Annotated in this window: 13 protein-coding genes; 8 read left to right on the top strand and 5 right to left on the bottom strand. The window is 69.5% G+C overall.

Annotated features, from left to right (window positions below; translation table 11 throughout):
• Positions 1–19: 19 nt before the first annotated feature.
• The gene (locus tag ACZ4IF_RS39375; RefSeq protein WP_467572356.1) at positions 20–493 is read right to left on the bottom strand and encodes a VOC family protein; all 474 of its coding nucleotides are present in this window, start codon (positions 491–493) and stop codon (positions 20–22) included.
• Between the two features lie 392 nt (positions 494–885).
• Between ACZ4IF_RS39375 and ACZ4IF_RS39370 the strand changes: the two genes are divergently transcribed.
• Positions 886–3,189, top strand: a complete 2,304-nt coding sequence (locus tag ACZ4IF_RS39370) for a SpoIIE family protein phosphatase (protein WP_467572353.1) — start codon at positions 886–888, stop codon at positions 3,187–3,189.
• Positions 3,190–3,372: 183 nt separating this feature from the next.
• Positions 3,373–3,801 (top strand): MarR family winged helix-turn-helix transcriptional regulator, encoded by a 429-nt coding sequence (locus ACZ4IF_RS39365; RefSeq protein ID WP_467572349.1) that lies wholly within the window; start codon positions 3,373–3,375, stop codon positions 3,799–3,801.
• Positions 3,802–3,857: 56 nt separating this feature from the next.
• On the opposite strand, the gene ACZ4IF_RS39360 is transcribed toward ACZ4IF_RS39365, so the two are convergent.
• The gene (locus ACZ4IF_RS39360; protein WP_467572347.1) at positions 3,858–5,462 is read right to left on the bottom strand and encodes an MFS transporter; all 1,605 of its coding nucleotides are present in this window, start codon (positions 5,460–5,462) and stop codon (positions 3,858–3,860) included.
• A gap of 242 nt (positions 5,463–5,704) precedes the next feature.
• Between ACZ4IF_RS39360 and ACZ4IF_RS39355 the strand changes: the two genes are divergently transcribed.
• Both ACZ4IF_RS39355 and ACZ4IF_RS39350 read left to right on the top strand, forming a co-directional pair.
• A complete protein-coding gene (locus ACZ4IF_RS39355; RefSeq protein WP_359497261.1) occupies positions 5,705–6,307 on the top strand; it encodes an XRE family transcriptional regulator in 603 nt (200 codons plus the stop codon).
• A 107-nt stretch (positions 6,308–6,414) separates the two neighbouring features.
• Complete coding sequence (locus ACZ4IF_RS39350) at positions 6,415–7,281, top strand: class I SAM-dependent methyltransferase (protein ID WP_467572343.1); 867 nt, start codon at positions 6,415–6,417, stop codon at positions 7,279–7,281.
• An 88-nt stretch (positions 7,282–7,369) separates the two neighbouring features.
• On the opposite strand, the gene ACZ4IF_RS39345 is transcribed toward ACZ4IF_RS39350, so the two are convergent.
• Both ACZ4IF_RS39345 and ACZ4IF_RS39340 read right to left on the bottom strand, forming a co-directional pair.
• A complete protein-coding gene (locus ACZ4IF_RS39345) occupies positions 7,370–7,735 on the bottom strand; it encodes a peptidoglycan-binding domain-containing protein (RefSeq protein ID WP_467572340.1) in 366 nt (121 codons plus the stop codon).
• A gap of 504 nt (positions 7,736–8,239) precedes the next feature.
• Complete coding sequence (locus ACZ4IF_RS39340; RefSeq protein WP_467572337.1) at positions 8,240–11,050, bottom strand: Pls/PosA family non-ribosomal peptide synthetase; 2,811 nt, start codon at positions 11,048–11,050, stop codon at positions 8,240–8,242.
• 764 nt (positions 11,051–11,814) lie between these two features.
• On the opposite strand from ACZ4IF_RS39340, the gene ACZ4IF_RS39335 reads away from it, so the two are divergent.
• From ACZ4IF_RS39335 to ACZ4IF_RS39320, 4 genes are all read left to right on the top strand, one after another.
• The gene (locus tag ACZ4IF_RS39335) at positions 11,815–12,129 is read left to right on the top strand and encodes a hypothetical protein (RefSeq protein ID WP_467572335.1); all 315 of its coding nucleotides are present in this window, start codon (positions 11,815–11,817) and stop codon (positions 12,127–12,129) included.
• A 109-nt stretch (positions 12,130–12,238) separates the two neighbouring features.
• Complete coding sequence (locus tag ACZ4IF_RS39330) at positions 12,239–12,691, top strand: hypothetical protein (RefSeq protein ID WP_467572333.1); 453 nt, start codon at positions 12,239–12,241, stop codon at positions 12,689–12,691.
• A 307-nt stretch (positions 12,692–12,998) separates the two neighbouring features.
• Positions 12,999–13,547, top strand: coding sequence for a DUF1062 domain-containing protein (locus tag ACZ4IF_RS39325; RefSeq protein ID WP_467572331.1), 549 nt, complete (start codon positions 12,999–13,001; stop codon positions 13,545–13,547).
• A 257-nt stretch (positions 13,548–13,804) separates the two neighbouring features.
• Positions 13,805–14,467, top strand: coding sequence for a tetratricopeptide repeat protein (locus ACZ4IF_RS39320; protein ID WP_467572328.1), 663 nt, complete (start codon positions 13,805–13,807; stop codon positions 14,465–14,467).
• Between the two features lie 289 nt (positions 14,468–14,756).
• On the opposite strand, the gene ilvD is transcribed toward ACZ4IF_RS39320, so the two are convergent.
• Positions 14,757–16,454 carry a dihydroxy-acid dehydratase gene (gene ilvD, locus ACZ4IF_RS39315; protein ID WP_467572325.1) on the bottom strand — a complete coding sequence of 566 codons (1,698 nt, stop codon included), beginning with the start codon at positions 16,452–16,454 and terminating at the stop codon, positions 14,757–14,759.
• Positions 16,455–16,736 lie beyond the last annotated feature (282 nt).

Here is a 16,736-nt window from a genome sequence, read left to right as displayed (position 1 = left end):
CGAGCTGCCGGTCGGGTGGTCAGCGTCCGGGGAGGCGCGTCTTGACCTCCTGCAGGACCCAGCCGTTGCCGTCGGGGTCACTGAAGGTCAGGTAGCAGCCGTAGGAGGCGCGTTCGGGGTGCAGGCCGGACAGGCGCTGCTGGCCCTCACCGTCGTGGGTGACGTCACCGGCGTGGTGGCCGTGGTGGAGGAGGCCGCCGGCGTCGTGGAAGACGTCGCTGACCTCGATGCCCCGGGCGGAGAGCTCGGCGTGGGCCTCGGCGATGTCGGACACGATCAGGTACAGGCCCTGGACGGAGCCCGGGGCGGCGGTGGTCATGCCCTCGCCGAAGATGATCGAGCACTCCGAGCCGCTGGGGGTGAGGTGGACGGCGCGGAAGTCGTCGGTGGCGGTGTAGTCGACGTCCAGGCGGAAGCCCAGCTGCTCGTAGAAGGCCTTGGCCCGGTCCACGTCGGAGACGGGCAGCACGATCATTTCGAGTTTCAGGTCCATGGGGGGTGTCCTTGATTTCTGGTGTGGGGGCGCCGACCGGGTCGGCTCGGTTGTCTGCGGCAGTGGCCGGATCGGCGGTGTCCGCAGTCCCGGAGGCCGTGACGGCAGGTGTCCGGGGTGGGGGTGGATCGTCCCTGGGGCTCGATCCATGACAGGAAACCTACGTCGCGCTTAGCTCGCGCACAAGGTAATCGTGACAAAGGAAAGTGTGACGAAGGTATCCAGATCATCCGGCATAACCGGGCTGCACTGCCTCGCACCGGGTCTCTCGCCCCCTCGCGAGGGCGTCGCAGCAACTAGAGTGCTGGGTGAAAGCGCAGGTAGAGGCGGACTCGGCCGAACTCGCGAGTGTCGGGCGGGTGGACCCGCGATCGGCACGGAGGTGCTTTCGCATGACCCACGACAACGTGCTTCTGCTCATCGACGAGGATGGACGGGTGGCCGCGTGGGAGCAGCCGGCGGAAGAACTGTTCGGTTGGTCCGCAGCTGAAGCGGTCGGCCAGTCCGCGAAAGCACTCATGCGCAAGCTCTGCACCGACGACGGACAGCCCCGCGAAGGGTGCCCCGACGCGGGGGCCCTGCTCATCAAGCCCACTCTCCAGGGCGATTCCCTGGTGTGGCGGGTGCTCGCGGCAGGGGACGGTGCGACGACGCTGGACGCGGCAGTGGTACGGGCGCTCTTCGCGCATTCCTCGGCGGAGCTCTGGGTTTTCGACGATGAGCTGCGCATGGTGCGCGCCGGCCGCCCGGCAGGACTGCGACGTGACCCGCCCGCCGGGCGGCCGCTGGGGGCGTCCTTCAGCGAGGTGTGCGGTTTCGCCGCCCCTGAGGAGGAGGCCGCGGTGGCGCGGGGCGTCCTCGAAACCGGTGTGCCGGTGGTGAACCGGCTCGTGCGCGGTACCGAAAGATCAGCCCGACTCGGCCGCCGCGTGCTCTCCGTCTCCTTCCTGCGCCTCGAGGACTCGGGCGGCACAGTCCTCGGGCTGGTGACACTGGCCGCCGACGTCACCGAACGCGAACGAGCGCTTCGGTCCCAGGCGCTCCTGGAAAAGGTGCGCACCACCATGGGGCACCGGCTGAACCTGGGCGATGTCTGCCTGGAACTCGCCGAGGCCGTGGTGCCGGCCTTCGCGGACACCGCAGTCGTCGAGATGGTGGACAGTGCGGTGCGCGGCGAGGCACCTCCCAAGGTGCCGGTCGGACCAGGCGTGCTGCTGCGCCAGGCGGCCGTACACGGGCTTCGGCCCGTGTCCCAGGTCGGAGCCGTGCATCCGCTGCCGGCCGATACCCCGTTCTCGCACGTTCTCTCGGACCTTCAGCCCCGCCTCCTGCAGATCGACACCGACTGCACTTGGCCGGCCGGTGACCCGGTGCGGGCCGCCCTCGTCGAGAACACCGAGGCGCGTTCGCTGATCGTGGCGCCGCTGGTGATGGACGACCGGATTCTCGGCATGGTCAGCTTCTGTCGCGACGATCCTGAAGACCGCTTCGCGCAGGACGACCTCGCCGTGGCGTCCGCCGTGTGCGCCCATGCGGCACCCTGCATCGACAGGGCACGCCTGTACATGCGCGAATGGATCATCACGTCCAGCGTTCAGCGCAAGATCCTTCCCGGAGAACTTCCCGACCGGCCCACCGTGGAGCTCGCCTCCCTGCACGTTCCCGGCGAGGAGGGCGGTGGCGCATGGTCCGACGCGATCGCGCTTCCCGGCGCGCGCACCGCCCTCGTCGTCGGCGACGTGGCGGGGGAAGGCATCCCGGCAGCCATCACGATGGGACTGCTCAGGACGGCCGTCCACACGCTCGCTGCCCTGGACCTGCAGCCCGACGAGCTCCTGGCCCGGCTCAGCGACACCACGGCCCGCCTCGTCGCCGCACGCGCTGCGCTGCCGCCCATGGACCCCCTCGTCCATGAGCCGCTCACCGCCGACTGCGCCATCGCGATCTACGACCCGGTCGAGCTCACCTGCACCATCGCCCGAGCCGGCCTGCCGGAACCCGTCGTGATCCTCCCCGACGGCACCTCGTCCACGCTCCCCGTCCCTCCGGGGCCACCACTGGCCGCCCTGGACGCCGCTCCCTTCCCGGCGACCACCGTCTCCCTGTCCGCGGGAAGCACGCTGGCCATGGGCACGACTGCCCTGGCGGAGGAGGCCATGGCGCCCACAGGTGCGCTGCGGCCCCTTCTGGACGAGGCCTTCAGCGGCCCCCTGCCAAGGGTGCGCGACGGCATCGAGCATGCCTACACGCAGCGCGGCCGCACGGGGGAGACCCTGCTGCTGCTCGCCCGTACGAAGATGCTGCCCGGTGAGCGGGTGATGACCTGCGGCTTGCCGGCGGGGTCCGAAGCCGCACCGATCGCCCGCAGGGCCGCACGTCGACAGCTCCAGACCTGGGGTCTGGACGACGAGACGGCGTTCACCAACGAACTCATCGTCAGCGAACTCGTCGGCAATGCGACCCGCTACGGCGCTCCTCCGTTGCAACTCCGCCTGATCCTGGACCAGATGCTGACCTGCGAGGTCTGTGACGCCGCGCTCAGCGCTCCGCACGTCAAGCATGCCCGCACCGTCGACGAGTCGGGCCGAGGGCTCTTCATCGTCGCGAGCCTCGCCGAACAGTGGGGCACCCGATACGCCCCTCACGGCAAGACCGTCTGGGCGGAGCAGTCGACCGGGACCATGAAGGCGGCTTGAGTCCTCCGCATGCGCCTGCTCGCAACAAGGACCTCGACTTTGACCCCGTTTAAAGAGTGCGCAATTGAATTGCGCCAATTGAGCTCGTGAGGTAGGATCCTTTGTTGCGACAACCGGCACGAGAGAGGGGTCGTGATGAACGACACCGACACTGCTCAGCGGCCAGCTGACCAGGCGGACGAAGTGAGCCTCCTTCTTGAGGACCAGTTGTGCTTCGCGCTCTACGCGGCGCAGCGGGCGCTCACCAATCGCTACCGCCCGTTGCTGGAGCAGTTCGGCCTCACATACCCCCAGTACCTGGTCATGCTCGTGCTGTGGCAGCACGGCGCTCTCCCGATCAAGCGGCTGGGAACGCTCCTGGACCTCGACTACGGCACGTTGACGCCGCTGCTGAAGCGTCTCCAGGCCCACGGTCTGATCCGCCGTGAGCGCCAGGTGGACGACGAGCGTTCCGTGCAGATCTCCCTCACCGAGCAGGGGAGTGAGCTGCGTGAACGCGCCCGCGTCGTGCCGGCCGCCATCGGTGAAGCCGCGGGCCTCACCGAGCAGGAGGCCAAGGACGCGAAGGCCCTCGTGGAGAAGCTGCGCACCAACATCTCCGCAGCCCACTGACGGCTTCCCGTGGTGGCGGGCACGGCCACGGCCCGCCACCTTCCCGCGGGGTCGGCTCAGACAGCGGCCGTGTCGACGGCTTCCGTGTGCCGGCCGGGCGCCCGCGCGTCCCTCCTCGGTCCGCGAGCAAGGACGTAGAGGAACAGGGCCCCCATGACGGCGACGCCGGCCCACATGGCCTGCTGCCAGCCCTCGACGAACGACTGCCGCGCGGCGTGGGCCAGTTGCCGAGCCCGCGGGCCTTCGCCGTCCGCGGCCTGCATGGCGTTGGCGACTCCTTCGCGGGCAGTGTCGGCGATGCTTCGGGGCAGGCCGTCCAGCTTGTCGTCGACGGCGCCACGGTACCCGGCCGACAGGAGCGCCCCGAGCAGCGCGACCCCCAGTGCGGTGCCGAACTCGCGCGTGACGTCGTTGAGTGCGGACGCGACACCTTGGCGGTCACGGGGCAGGGACGTGGTGATGGCCTCCGTCGACGGTGTCATCGACAGGCCCATGCCGGCACCCATGGCGAGCATGCCCGGGAGCACGGACGGGTAGCCGCCGTCGACGGAGACGATGGAGGCCATGAGCGCCAGCCCGGCACCCGCGAGCAGGATGCCCGTGGCCATGGTCGTACGAGGACCGACCCGCTCCGTCAGCCTCGGGGCGAGACCGGACGACACCATCATGAGGACGGCCATCGGCATCAGCGCGAGTGTGGACAGCAGCCCCGACCAGCCGAGGACGGCCTGGAGGAACGGGAAGAGGACCACGAAGATCCCGGCCTGCACCCCGAAGACCGCCAGCAGCGTGATCGAGCCGCCGGCCAGGCCGCGTTCGCGGAACAGGCGCACGTCCAGCAGGGCGGCGTCCCGGCGGCGCACCTCCCAGGCCACGAAGCCGACGGCGGCGAGGAGGCCGACGGCGAGGCCGGTCACGGTGGCGGGGGCACTCCAGCCGCGCTCGGGGCCTGCCTGCAGGGAGAAGATGAGGCCGACCGCGGCCACGACGGAGGACAGCGCACCGACCGTGTCGAAGGAGTGGCTCGATGTCTCACGGGAGTTGGGGACCGAGCGCAGTGCCATGACGAGCGCCACGACGACCAGTACGACGGGCAGGACGAAGAGCCACCGCCAGCTCGCCACGTCCACGAGCGCCGCGGAGAGGAACATGCCGAGGATGCCGCCGCCTCCGGCGACGCCGGTCCATACGCCGATCGCCCGGCCGCGTTCCTCCGCGGGGAAGGTGGAGGTGATCACGGCGAGAGTGATGGGCATGATCATCGCCGCGCCCACGCCGCTGAGCAGGCGTGCGGCGAGCATGACCGCGGCGGACTGGGCCAGGCCTCCCGCCACGCTTGCCAGGCCGAAGACGGTTAGGCCCGCGATCAGCATGGGTCTGCGGCCCAGCCGGTCGCCGAGGGCGCCGAGCGGGAGCAGCAGTGCGGCCAGGGCGAGTGTGTAGACATTGATGATCCACAGGATGGTGCTCTGCGAGGCGTCGAAGGCGACGGCCAGGTCGGGCTGGGCGACGTTCAGCCCGGACACCGAGGCGATGACGGCCATCAACGCGACGCACACGGCGATCAGGACGGAGCGCAGCTGACGCGCACTCGGCGCGCCGTCGGCGCGGAGGCCGCCGCTCGCGCCGGTTGCCTCCTGTGCGGACCGGTTCGTGGTCATGAATTCCTTCCGAGGGCATGCCGGACGCGACGCCGGAGCACATCCGGTCGCCGGGAGCGGCGGGAGTCGGTCGCGGGCGGGCGGCGCACACCGCGCGGCGCACACCGCGCGGCGCGTGGTGCCTGGCTGCGTACGCGGACGACGGTGGTGCCGCGCGCGGCCGCGGCGTATACGGCGTGACCCGAGTCGACCCGGGTCCGTCCGAGAACGACGCTAAGCGCGCCTTGCGGCCAAGGCATACGATGTTGCCCATGACGCAAGACGACGGCGAGCTGGACAGCCTGGTACGCAAACGCATCCGCGCCCTGCGCGTGGCTCAGGGCTGGTCCCTGGACGAGCTGGCCGGCCGCGCCAACCTCAGCCCGTCCACGCTCAGCCGTATCGAGAACGGCCGGCGCCGACTGGCCCTGGACAGCCTCGTCACTCTGGCCCGCGCCCTCGACACCACCTTGGACCAGCTCGTCGAGACGGCCTCCGACGACGTCGTGGTCAGCCCGATGATCGACGCCGCGCACGGACTGATGCGCTGGCCCGTCAAAGGCGACCCCGGCATCACCGTCGTACGTCAGCGGATGACCGAGCCGCCCCCGGACAACCCCGCACGCATGCGGGCCCACCCGGGCCGGGAATGGCTCGTCGTCCTGTCGGGCACCGCGATCCTCCTGCTGGGGCACCGCCGCATCCGCGTCGAGACCAACCAGGCCGCGGAGTTCCCGACGATGCTTCCGCACGCCATCGGGGCCGAGGGCGGACCCTGCGAGATCCTGGGGATCTTCGACCGCGACGCCCGCCGCGGCCACCAGCGCGCCGACCGCGACACGGACACGGACCGCTCCCGCATGTGACGTCACGCGACTTGAGGACTTGCGCGTTCGGCACCCCGGGCGGCCACCTGCTTGCGGAAGCGGGAAGCGAGCGTGCCGAAGGCGCGGGCGGGTCCTAGCGTGACGACATGCCACACCCACACGCACCCCACCACGGCACGCAGCACGCGCCTCGACACTGGCACGACGCCGACGGCCAGGCGGACATTCTCGACCTGGACGCCGAAGTCCTCTCCGAGCACATCGCCGCCGTCACCGACTGGCTGCCCCTTCGGACACCCCCCGCCCGGATCGTGGATCTGGGCTGCGGGACAGGAGCCGGCACCTTCGCCCTGCTCGACCGTTTCCCCACCGCACATGTCACCGCCGTCGACTCCTCGGCGGAACACCTTCAACGGCTGCGCGACAAGGCACGCGCCCTGGGTGTGGAGGAACACGTGCGCACGGTACGGGCCGACCTCGACGGCGCCGACTGGCCCGACCTCGGCACGCCGGACCTGGTGTGGGCCTCGGCCTCGATGCACCACATGGCTCACCCCGACCGCGTACTGCGCAAGGTCCACGACAGCCTCGCGCCCGGTGGCCTGTTCACCGTCGTCGAACTCGCCGGCTTCCCGCGCTTCCTGCCCGAGAGCGCTCCGGAGGACCGGCCCGGCCTGGAGGAACGCTGCCACGCCGCGAGCGATCAGCAGCACGCCGAGCATGTGACCCACCGCGGTGCCGACTGGGGAGCGATGCTCGCCGCCGCCGGATTCGCCCTGGAAGCCGAGCGGACCCTCACCGTCAGCATCGACGGCTCCCGCGACGAGGCGGTCGGGGCGTACGCCCTCGCCGGCCTGCGACGGATCCGCAGCGGTGTCGCCGAGGTCCTCGAAGCCGAGGACCTCGCCGCGCTCGACCGACTGCTCGACACCGACAGCGCCCGGAGCATCGTGCGCCGCGACGACCTCGCGATGCGCACCGAACGCGCCGTCTGGGCCGCTCGACGCAACTGAACCCCGATCACCCCGGAGGTGCCGGCACATCGGGATGAGGCGGCAGCGCGAGGGCGTGTGGTGGGTGCCGATCGCGGCAAAGGCAGCTTCAGCCCTTGTAGGGGTCGTAACAGTCCAGGGCGGGACGGTAGAGCACATGCCAGGTGCGGCCCTCGATGACTCCGCTGGGCGGCAGGCCGTGGCAGCCCTGGATCCATTCGATCTTCTTCACCATGGCGGAGTCGAAGACCCCGTCGAGGGCCAGCTTCGGCGGCTCGCCACCCCACACATTGCTCAGGCATTGCGCCTGTTCCACGGCGGGGCCGGTGTCCCCGTACGTGAGCGTGGGGCGATACGTCGACGGTGTGTAGGAGCAGTCGGCGGGGGCGGCCACGGCACCATGTGGCAGGGCCAGCCCGAGTGCTGCGGCAGTGCACAGCGTCGTGCTCAGTGTGACCCACCTGCTGCCTCTCATACCGCTCCTTCCGGTCCGGTCCGTCGTCGGGACACGCGGCACCCGAAAGCTGAGGGTATTTCCATTTTCGCGCAGCCTCGACGAGGCTCGCGAGCGGTGCCGTCGCGGCACCGGAACCCGGGCGGGTGGGGGACCGGAAACCGGTCTCCCACCCCTCTGCCCACGGGGGCGGACGAACAGGGTGGCACCGTCAGGGGGAGGCCACCCGGATGGACGGTCTGCGGCGCCGCCCGGACGGTCATGTACCGGAGACCGGAACTGCCGGACCGTGCTCGGTGCCGATCGTACGGGGCACATTCCAGGACGGCGTTTTCCGGAGTACCTCGCCGTGATGTGCGGGCTCGTCCGACGGTACGGGGCCGGTGAACCGACCGTCGTCCACGCCCTGCTTCGGCTGTTGCGCACCTGCGCGGTGGTCGTCGCCGACGACGCCGAGCGGTGCGCGGCGATCGAGGACCCTGCCGACGCGGACCCTGCCACGGCCCGGCGGGGCAGCTTCAGGCCCTACCCCTTGCCGGCCGCAGCTGCTTCTCGCGCCGGATTCCCCTCCCACCGAGCCAGAGGTGGGACTTCCTCGCCCTTCATCAGGAAAGTGTCGGCGTCGAGCCGTGCCCGGTCGCCGATCGTGGTGCCGTAGTGGACCAAGGTGTTCACGCCCAGGGTCACGCCCGCACCGATCGAGACGCGATCGCACTTGAAAGCACCGTCCTCCTGCGAGTGGCACTGAATGACGGAGCCGGCGTTGAGGGTGCAGTCGTCCCCGATGCGGACGAGGGTGCGTTCGGTGATGATGCAGCCGTCGTCGAAGACCCGGTGGCCCATCCGCACACCGAGCAGTCGCCAGATCATGGGCTTGAACGGTGTGCCGTTGAACGCGTGCATGTACTGGTGCGACGAGAGCTTCCAGAAGCGTTCGTGCCTCCAGAAGTCGGGGTCGTAGATCGAGCAGTACAGCGGCTTCACCGGTTGCACGCGGATCACCGTCCGCTCGACGAGCGTGAAGTAGACGATGGTGTACGCCCAGGTGAGCAGCGAGGCGAGCACGAACGACGCCACACCGATGCTGTGGTAGAGCTCGACCGCGGACATCGTGATCAGGGTGAGGACGAAGAAGTGGAACCAGCGCACCACCAGGTGCATGCTCGCGGTCAGGGTGTTGTGCCTGTTCTTGGCGGCGAGGCCACGGCGCAGCTCTTCACCCTGGGCCAGATGGTCGAAGCGGGAATCCCGCATCACCGAGCGGGGGATCTCGAAACTGGGGGAGCCGAGCAGTCCCAGGCCCTCGCGCCAGGGCCCGTCGATGGGAACCATGACCTTCGTCGCCAGCAGGCAGTTCTCACCGGTCCGGCCGCGTGTGGGATAGACGATGCGGTTGCCGAGGAAGTTCCTCGGCCCGATGAAGGTGGGGGTGAGACGGAAGGACGAGCTGGAGAAGTCGACGTTGATGATGGACAGTCCGTCGGCGATCATCGTGCCTCTGCCGACCGTGCTCAGGCGCGGGATGTCGTGCTTGACGAGCGAGCCGAAGTTCGACCCGGTCTGCTGGACCTGGCACAGGTCGTATCCGAGGCGTCGCAGATAGTGCACGATCGCCGAACTGTCACCGAACAGCGTGGTGAAGAACCTGACGTTCGACAGTCGTGTGATCGCGCGCTGGAGGCTGTGGTGGATGCCGTAGAGCGGATACGTCCTGCCGGGTTCGATCGCGAGGCTCAGCAACCGGGGGACCGTGCTCACCACCAGCAGGCCCACCACGATGCCGCCGAAGAAGGCCACCAGGGACGCGACGAACGCCTCGACGTAGAACGCGGGGTGGGTCAAGGCCAGCGGGCCCGGGTTGAACACCGCGTTCAGCTGGGGCACCGCCAGGAGCACGACGCTCACACCGGCCAGCGTCAAGGGCAGATACACCAGCAGGATGGCGAGCAACTGGGACAGGCTGTAGAGCACCCTGCGGCGGGTGCCGCACGCGGCCGGCTCGACGGCCCGGAAGTCGGTTGTCGTCGGCTGCGCCGGCGTGCCGTGCCACGACTGACCGGCCGGGATCGACTGCCCGGAGTGCAGGGAGGAGGCGTGGCCCAGTTGGGAGTCGTCGCCCATCGACGTCCTGATGTCGATGACCGTCTGCTCGCTGACCGTCACATTCCTGCCGAGCGTGACGTGATCCGTCTCGATCCAGCCGTCGTCCGCCCGATAGCAGGACATCAGCGCGTCCTTGCGGATGACCGTGCCGTCCCCGATGGACAGCAGATCGGTGCACACCGGCGCGGTTCGGGTCAGGATGGTGACGCCCTTCCCGATGTGCGCGCCGAGCGCCCTGAGATACAGCGCATAGAGAGGTGACCCGGTGAACAGACGCACCGGACTGGTGCGGATGAGGGACTTGACGCACCAGAAGCGGAAGTAGGCGGCGCTCCATATGGGGATCCTCCGCGGCGTGAAGCGGCCGACGAGCATCCACTTGGCGGCGACGGGCAGCGCGCAGACACCGAGGAAGAGCACCGCGCTGCACAGGACCGCCCGCAGGTAGACGTCGACCGTCCCCGCGCCATCCACGGTCCATTCGTAGCCGATGACGGTGATCGTGGCGCCGAGCGAGGTGAACACCAGGAACGCCAGGAGTTGCGCGGTCCCGCAGAGCGCGTGCTGCCACGGGCGCGCCGGTGGCCGGAGTTCTTCCTCGGGTGCGGCGCCGGGCTCCGTCAGGACGGGCGAGGAAGCCTCCGTCGTCGCCTGCGCGGCTGCCGGTGACCGGACGGTCGCCGCGGAACCGGCGAAAGCGGCAGCCAGGTCTCGGATCGTCGAATGCCGGTAGATGTCCTTCATCGAGACGGTGGGCAGGTCGTCGCGTTTGCGTACGCGGGCGCAGAATTGGGCCATCACCATGGAGTCGGCGCCCAGTTCGCGGAAGAAGTCGCCGTCCACGGGGACGTGTTCGGTGCCGAGGACGCCGGCGAGGACGTCTGCCAGGTGGCTCTCGGTGTCGGCGGTGGGCGCGCCCGTCGGGGATCCGGTCGTCCCGTCGGGGGTGGTGGGCGCCTGCGCCGGGGCGTTGTCCGTGAAGGCGGCGGCCAGGCCTCGTATCGAGGGGTGCTGGTAGATGTCCTTCATCGAGACGGTGGGCAGGTCGTCGCGTTTGCGTACGCGGGCGCAGAATTGGGCCATCACCATGGAGTCGGCGCCCAGTTCGCGGAAGAAGTCGCCGTCCACCGGCACCCGCTCGGTACCCAGGACCCCGGCCAGGACGGCGGCCAACTGCCCTTCGGCACCGGCCGCTGCATCACGTGTCTCCGTGGCTGGGGTTTCGGAGCGCATCTGCCCATCGCCTCCTGTCAGGTCGATGTCCTGTGGGAGCTGAATACGGACGTTCCGGGGCTCTGCACGGCAGGGTCCGGGTGGTGACGGACCGTGTCCAGAAGCTGCCTCGGACGCTCGACCGGGACGGCGCCGTCGGACAGCCGGTCGGCCGGTCGGCGCGGGTGGCAGCCGCGGGTCCCCGCTGCGGAGGTCCAGGGTGGCGTGTGCGAGAACCGGGCCGGCCTTCCACATGCGGGAAAGAAGGTCGTCCGAGGCCCGCGACGCGGACGACGTGGCCCCGAGCTGAGCCCTGTCCCATGATTCAAGGTTGCGGAAAAGATCGCCGCTTCAACCACCCGGCAGGTGGCTGCAGCACCCCCGCCGATCGGCGGGGGTGCTGTGGCCATGTGGCTGGCCGATCGGACCCGGTTGCCGGCACCGTATGGGGACCTGGCAAGGTGCCGGCGTACGTGGCCGGGCCGGGGTTCGCGACCCATCCTGATCACAGGGCGGAATCGGATGGCCACACCTCAAATGCGGATCTTGATGCGGGCGTTCGCAGCAGGCGCGAAGCACGGGATCCCGGTCGAGCGCCTGTCACCCGGTGCCGCGAGCCCGCTACGATCGGTCCATGACGTCACATCGGGCGGATGCCGCGTAGATCTCCGCACGAGTTGCGGAGCATTCTGCCCGACAGGCTCAGCGACGGTGCGGTGAGCACACTGCTCATCAGTGTGTGCCCCGGGCCGCCTGCGTGTGCTGCCATTCACACGTATCTCTTCGTGGACGGCCTCGACCTCGTGGCCCGCAGCGACAGCAGAATGGCCGGCCTCGACCCGAGGCGGCTGCTCCGCCCGGGCGGACCCCTCTACCCGACGGACATGCCGTGCACGGTGGATGTGGCACGCCAGGAGCAGTCCGGGACGGGGCCGGGCACGCTGACGGTCCGCATCCAGCTCCGGGGCGGGACGGTCGTCTGGTCCGGCCTGATGTACCCGGGCCTCGACGGGAGGCCCGTGGACCAGGTTCGGTTCCGCCTGGAGCAGTATCTCGGCGAGGTCGAGCGAGCGTTCACGGCGTTGGAGGACAGACCGTGATCGTCGACCGACCGCATCCGCCGATTTCCCTGTGGTCCCGACCGGGGAGCCCTCGCGATTGTGCGTGGACACTGGGGGGTCGGGTCATTGCTGACGCTGGGGAGGGGCTGTGGCAGACGTCAGTTTCGGGATCTTCGTCATCGTCTTGATGGTTGCGGTGAGCGCGTTCTCCGTACGAGTGGCGTGGCTCCACTGGACCGACTCGGACCGGGCGCCCGATGTGGCCATGTACCGGTACTCGACGAACCCGTCGGTCATCAAAGGGCACGAACGCGGCATCGTCGCCCTCGCCGGCTGGGTGGTGTTCATGACGCTCGGCCTCGTCGCCGCCGGAGCTGCCGCCGCCGGTGCGGGCCCCGCGGTCGACGTGGTCGGTACATGCCTCGCTCTGGGCTCGCTCCCGTTGCTGGCGCTGCACGCCACGATCGCCTGGTTCAACTGGCCGAAGATGCTGGTACCGCCTCACCGGCGCCGCGAGACGGGCTCGGTGACCGACTGGTGGCGTCACCGCCGAGAAGCCCGGGCCACGTCCGAAGCGTCCGCACGACGTCGTGTCACCTGATCCGGGGTTGTCGAACCAGCACGTCTGGTGGAAGTGGGCTGACCGCCCGTACGAACCAATGGAGTTGTGCCCGCATCCCGATCTGTTCGAGGACTGACGACCAGCTCGGCCTTTTCGGTCGGCCCGGCAAAAACCGGTGGAGCAGGGTCGCTGTGCGCCATTACCGTGCTGCCGGACCACGTCGTCTGGTGAAGGGCCTGCCGTTGTACACCCTGTGAGACCTCTCAAGCGCTGATTCGTCGCGCGTCGCCGATGTGCGCCGCGCTGCTTCTTGCTGCGGACTTCTCACTGAAACCGGTGTACTTCTGTGCTCAATAGCTGGGTGGTCATGCCCACCTGCCTGCCGTTCGTTCTCCGCCGCTGTCACGGCTGCGCGTCCGAGCGCTTCCGGGCCGACGGAAAATTTCGCGTCAACGCCCATCACAAGCTCATCGACGCCTGGCTCCTCGTGCTCTGTACGGGGTGCGGGGAAACGGCGAAGCTCACGGTCCTGGAGCGGATGAACGTGCGCTCCGTACGGCCCGAACTGCTGGACCGACTGCACGGGAACGACCCCGCCCTGGCAGCCGAGTTGCTCCAGGACCCGGTCGTGCGGCGCCGCAACCGCATCGCCCTCGACTGGGACAACGCCTGGCGCCTCGACACGGGGGGATCGGATCACCTGGACCACGAGGTGATCGACGTCTCGGTCCGCTTCGCGGCGCCGATCCCTGTGCGGCCGGTGCGGCTGATCGCTGAAGGCTGCGGTCTTTCGCGGGCCGAGGTCGAGAGACTGATCAAGGAAGGCAAGCTCGTCTCGGCAGTCCGGCTGACCGGCAGACACTCCGGCGACTTCACCTTCACGCTGAAGCGCTGAACCCTCGTCGGGACCAGGGTCTGTCCGGCAGCATCGGCCGGACAGACCCTGGTGCCGTGCGGTGCGCTTCAGCCGCGGCGTCCGGCGGACCAAGAGCCGGCCGGCCTTCATGACCGCTCGCTGTCGGCAACGCTCCCCGGAAAACGACGAGTTGGAGGCCGCCGCGCCGGGGAACGCCGAGCCGGAAAACAGCGAGCTTCCGTCGACCGTGCGGAATAGCCTCAGCACACGAGTCGTCCGACGGGGAGGGGTACGGCATGCGAGAACAGGACTGGATCGAACGTGCGCAAGAGGACTTCGAAGCTGCGATGTTCGGCGGGGACACGTCCGCGCTGGACCGGTCCGACGACGCTCTGGACGCGATCGAGGCACCGCTTTCCATGGCCCGAGGAAAGATACTGCACGTCCGGTTCCTGAACGACCGCGAAGAGAACAGCCAGGAACTGACGTTGTTCGAGCGCGCGGCGGAGTTGTACCGGCATCTCGCGAACGCGTCGGGGGAGGCGGACGCGTTGTTCTGGATCGGTTGCTGGCATCAGGTCGTCAAGGGCGACGGCGCGGCCGGCAGTCCGTACTTCGAGCGGTCGTACGCGCTGGCGAAATCCGTCGACGACCGGATGACGATGTCGTACGCGGTACGCCATCTCGGCTTCGCCGACAAGGACGCGGGCCGGTTCGACCAGGCCCGTGACCGGTTGACCGAATCGGTCGCACTGCGCCGGGAGATCGGCTTCAAGCCCGGAGAAGCCGCCGGCCTGGTGGCGTTGGCCTACCTCTCGGCCGAGACCGGGGACCGATCGGCGGCGCTCCACCACCTCGACGACGCCCAGTCGGTCGCCGAGGCGTGCGGTGCCAAGGCCGTGTTGGAGTGGATCGCGCGGGCCCACACGAACATCCGCACAGAGCGGCCGACTCGCTGAGCGGACCTCCGGCCGATCAGGCAGCCATGGAGTTCGACCACCCCCGCGGAGTCGGCACACGTGTGTCGGCCACTGCACGTCCCCGTAGTTGCCGCATGGGGCCGCTCCAGTAGGACAGCCCGAGATCCAGGGGCTTCGTTCGGATCGGCTCGGGTCCGCGGCGCCCGGCACGGCACCTCGCCGCGTTGTCGGACCACCCGAGTACGCCCGGTACGCGGGTGATCCTCCGCCTTGCGAGGCACCGCACCGGACGCCGCGGACCGATCCGAGCCGATCCGAACGAAACCCCTTAGTGGCAGATGGCGCCGCGGGCGGGGGAGCCGACGAGTCTGGCGTACTTGCCGAGGACGCCGGTGGTGTAGCGCGGTGGCGGCGGCTGCCAGAGGCTGCGGCGTCGCTCCAGTTCCTCGTCGTCGACAAGGAGATCGAGACGACGGGCCGGCATGTCGAGGCGGATGCGGTCGCCGTCGCGGACGAGCGCGATCGGTCCCGTGGCGGCGGCCTCCGGTGCCACGTGTCCCACGCACAGACCTGTCGTGCCGCCGGAGAAGCGGCCGTCGGTGAGCAGGAGGACGTCCTTGCCGAGGCCGGCTCCCTTGATCGCGCCGGTGACGGCGAGCATCTCCCGCATACCGGGGCCGCCCTTGGGGCCCTCATAACGGATGACGACGACGTCACCGGGGCGGAGTTCTCCGGCCGTGAGGGCGTCCATCGCGCCTTGTTCGCCGTCGAAGACCCGGGCGGTCCCTTCGAAGGCGTGCGCGTCGAAGCCGGCGCTCTTGACGACCGCTCCCTCCGGAGCCAGCGAGCCGTGCAGGATGGTCAGTCCGCCGGTCGCGTGCAGCGGATCGTCCAGGGGGTGAATGACCTTTCCGTCGGGGGCCGATGGGGCGAGGGCTGTCAGGTTCTGGGCGAGGGTGCTGCCGGTGACGGTCAGACAGTCGCCGTGCAGCAAACCGGCGTCGAGCAGGGCCTTCATGACGACCGGAATACCGCCGATGCGGTCGAGGTCGGCCATCACGTACCGGCCGAAGGGCTTCATGTCCGCCACGAGCGGAGTGCGGTCGGCGATCCGGTTGAAGTCGTCGAGCGCCAGATCGACACCTGCCTCATGGGCGATGGCCAGGAGATGGAGCACGGCGTTGGTCGACCCGCCGAGCGCCATGAGCACGGTGATGGCGTTCTCGAAGGCCTCACGCGTCAGGATCCGGCGTGTGGTGACGCCTGCGTCGATCAGTTTCACGACGGCCTGGCCCGAGGCGTGCGCCAGTTCGTCGCGGCGGGGATCAGGGGCGGGTGGCGACGCGCTGCCCGGAATCGACATCCCCAGCGCCTCGGCCGTGCTGGCCATGGTGTTGGCGGTGAACATCCCGCCGCAGGCCCCCTCTCCGGGGCACGCGTGCCGTTCGATCGCGTCGAGGTCCTCGCGGCTGATCTTGCCGCGCGCACAGGCACCGACTCCTTCGAAGGCGTCGATGATCGTCAGGTCCCGGCCTTGCCAGTGTCCGGGCAGGGTGGAGCCCGCGTAGACGAAGACGGCCGCCACGTCCAGGCGTGCGGCGGCCATCAGCATCCCCGGCAGCGACTTGTCGCACCCGGCCAGCAGCACCGCGCCGTCCAGTCGCTCGGCGAACATCACCGTCTCCACCGAATCCGCGATGACCTCCCGGCTGACCAACGACGCACGCATTCCTTCGTGCCCCATCGAGATCCCGTCCGAGACCGAGATGGTGCCGAACTCGAGCGGGAAGCCGGCGGCATCGCGCACACCCGCCTTGGCCGCCCGGGCCAGACGGGCCAGGGACAGATTGCAGGGTGTGATCTCGTTCCACGACGAGGCGATACCGATCTGCGGTTTGGTGAAGTCCTCGTCCGTCATGCCCACGGCACGCAGCATCGCCCGTGCGGCAGTCCGCTCGATGCCGTCGGTCACGTCTCTGCTGTGTGGCTTGCGGTCGATCGCCTGCTCGGGCACGACGGTCACCATCCTCCTCGGCGTCAGCTCCGGCGACAGCCTGCCGCAGGCCGGCCGCGGCACGAAGCGCCGAGGCCAGCCAGTCGGACGAAATGCATCCGCATGGCTCTGACCGACCGTCGGCCCGGCAGCCGCGCCATGGCTGCGGCCTCGCTCCCGTACTGCTGTCCGTGGGCTGCGCTTCGGCCTCGCCCCAGTGCCGCTGCATATCGGGCGTGCTGGGCGCCCGGACATCTGTCGACGGTCTTGTGGCGCACCATCGCACTCGATAGGTTCCCCTATCGGATAGAGGTC

Source organism: Streptomyces sp. NPDC025784 (assembly GCF_055558435.1).
Note: the sequence above shows the minus strand (reverse complement) of the source record. Positions and strands in the feature narration are given on the sequence as shown.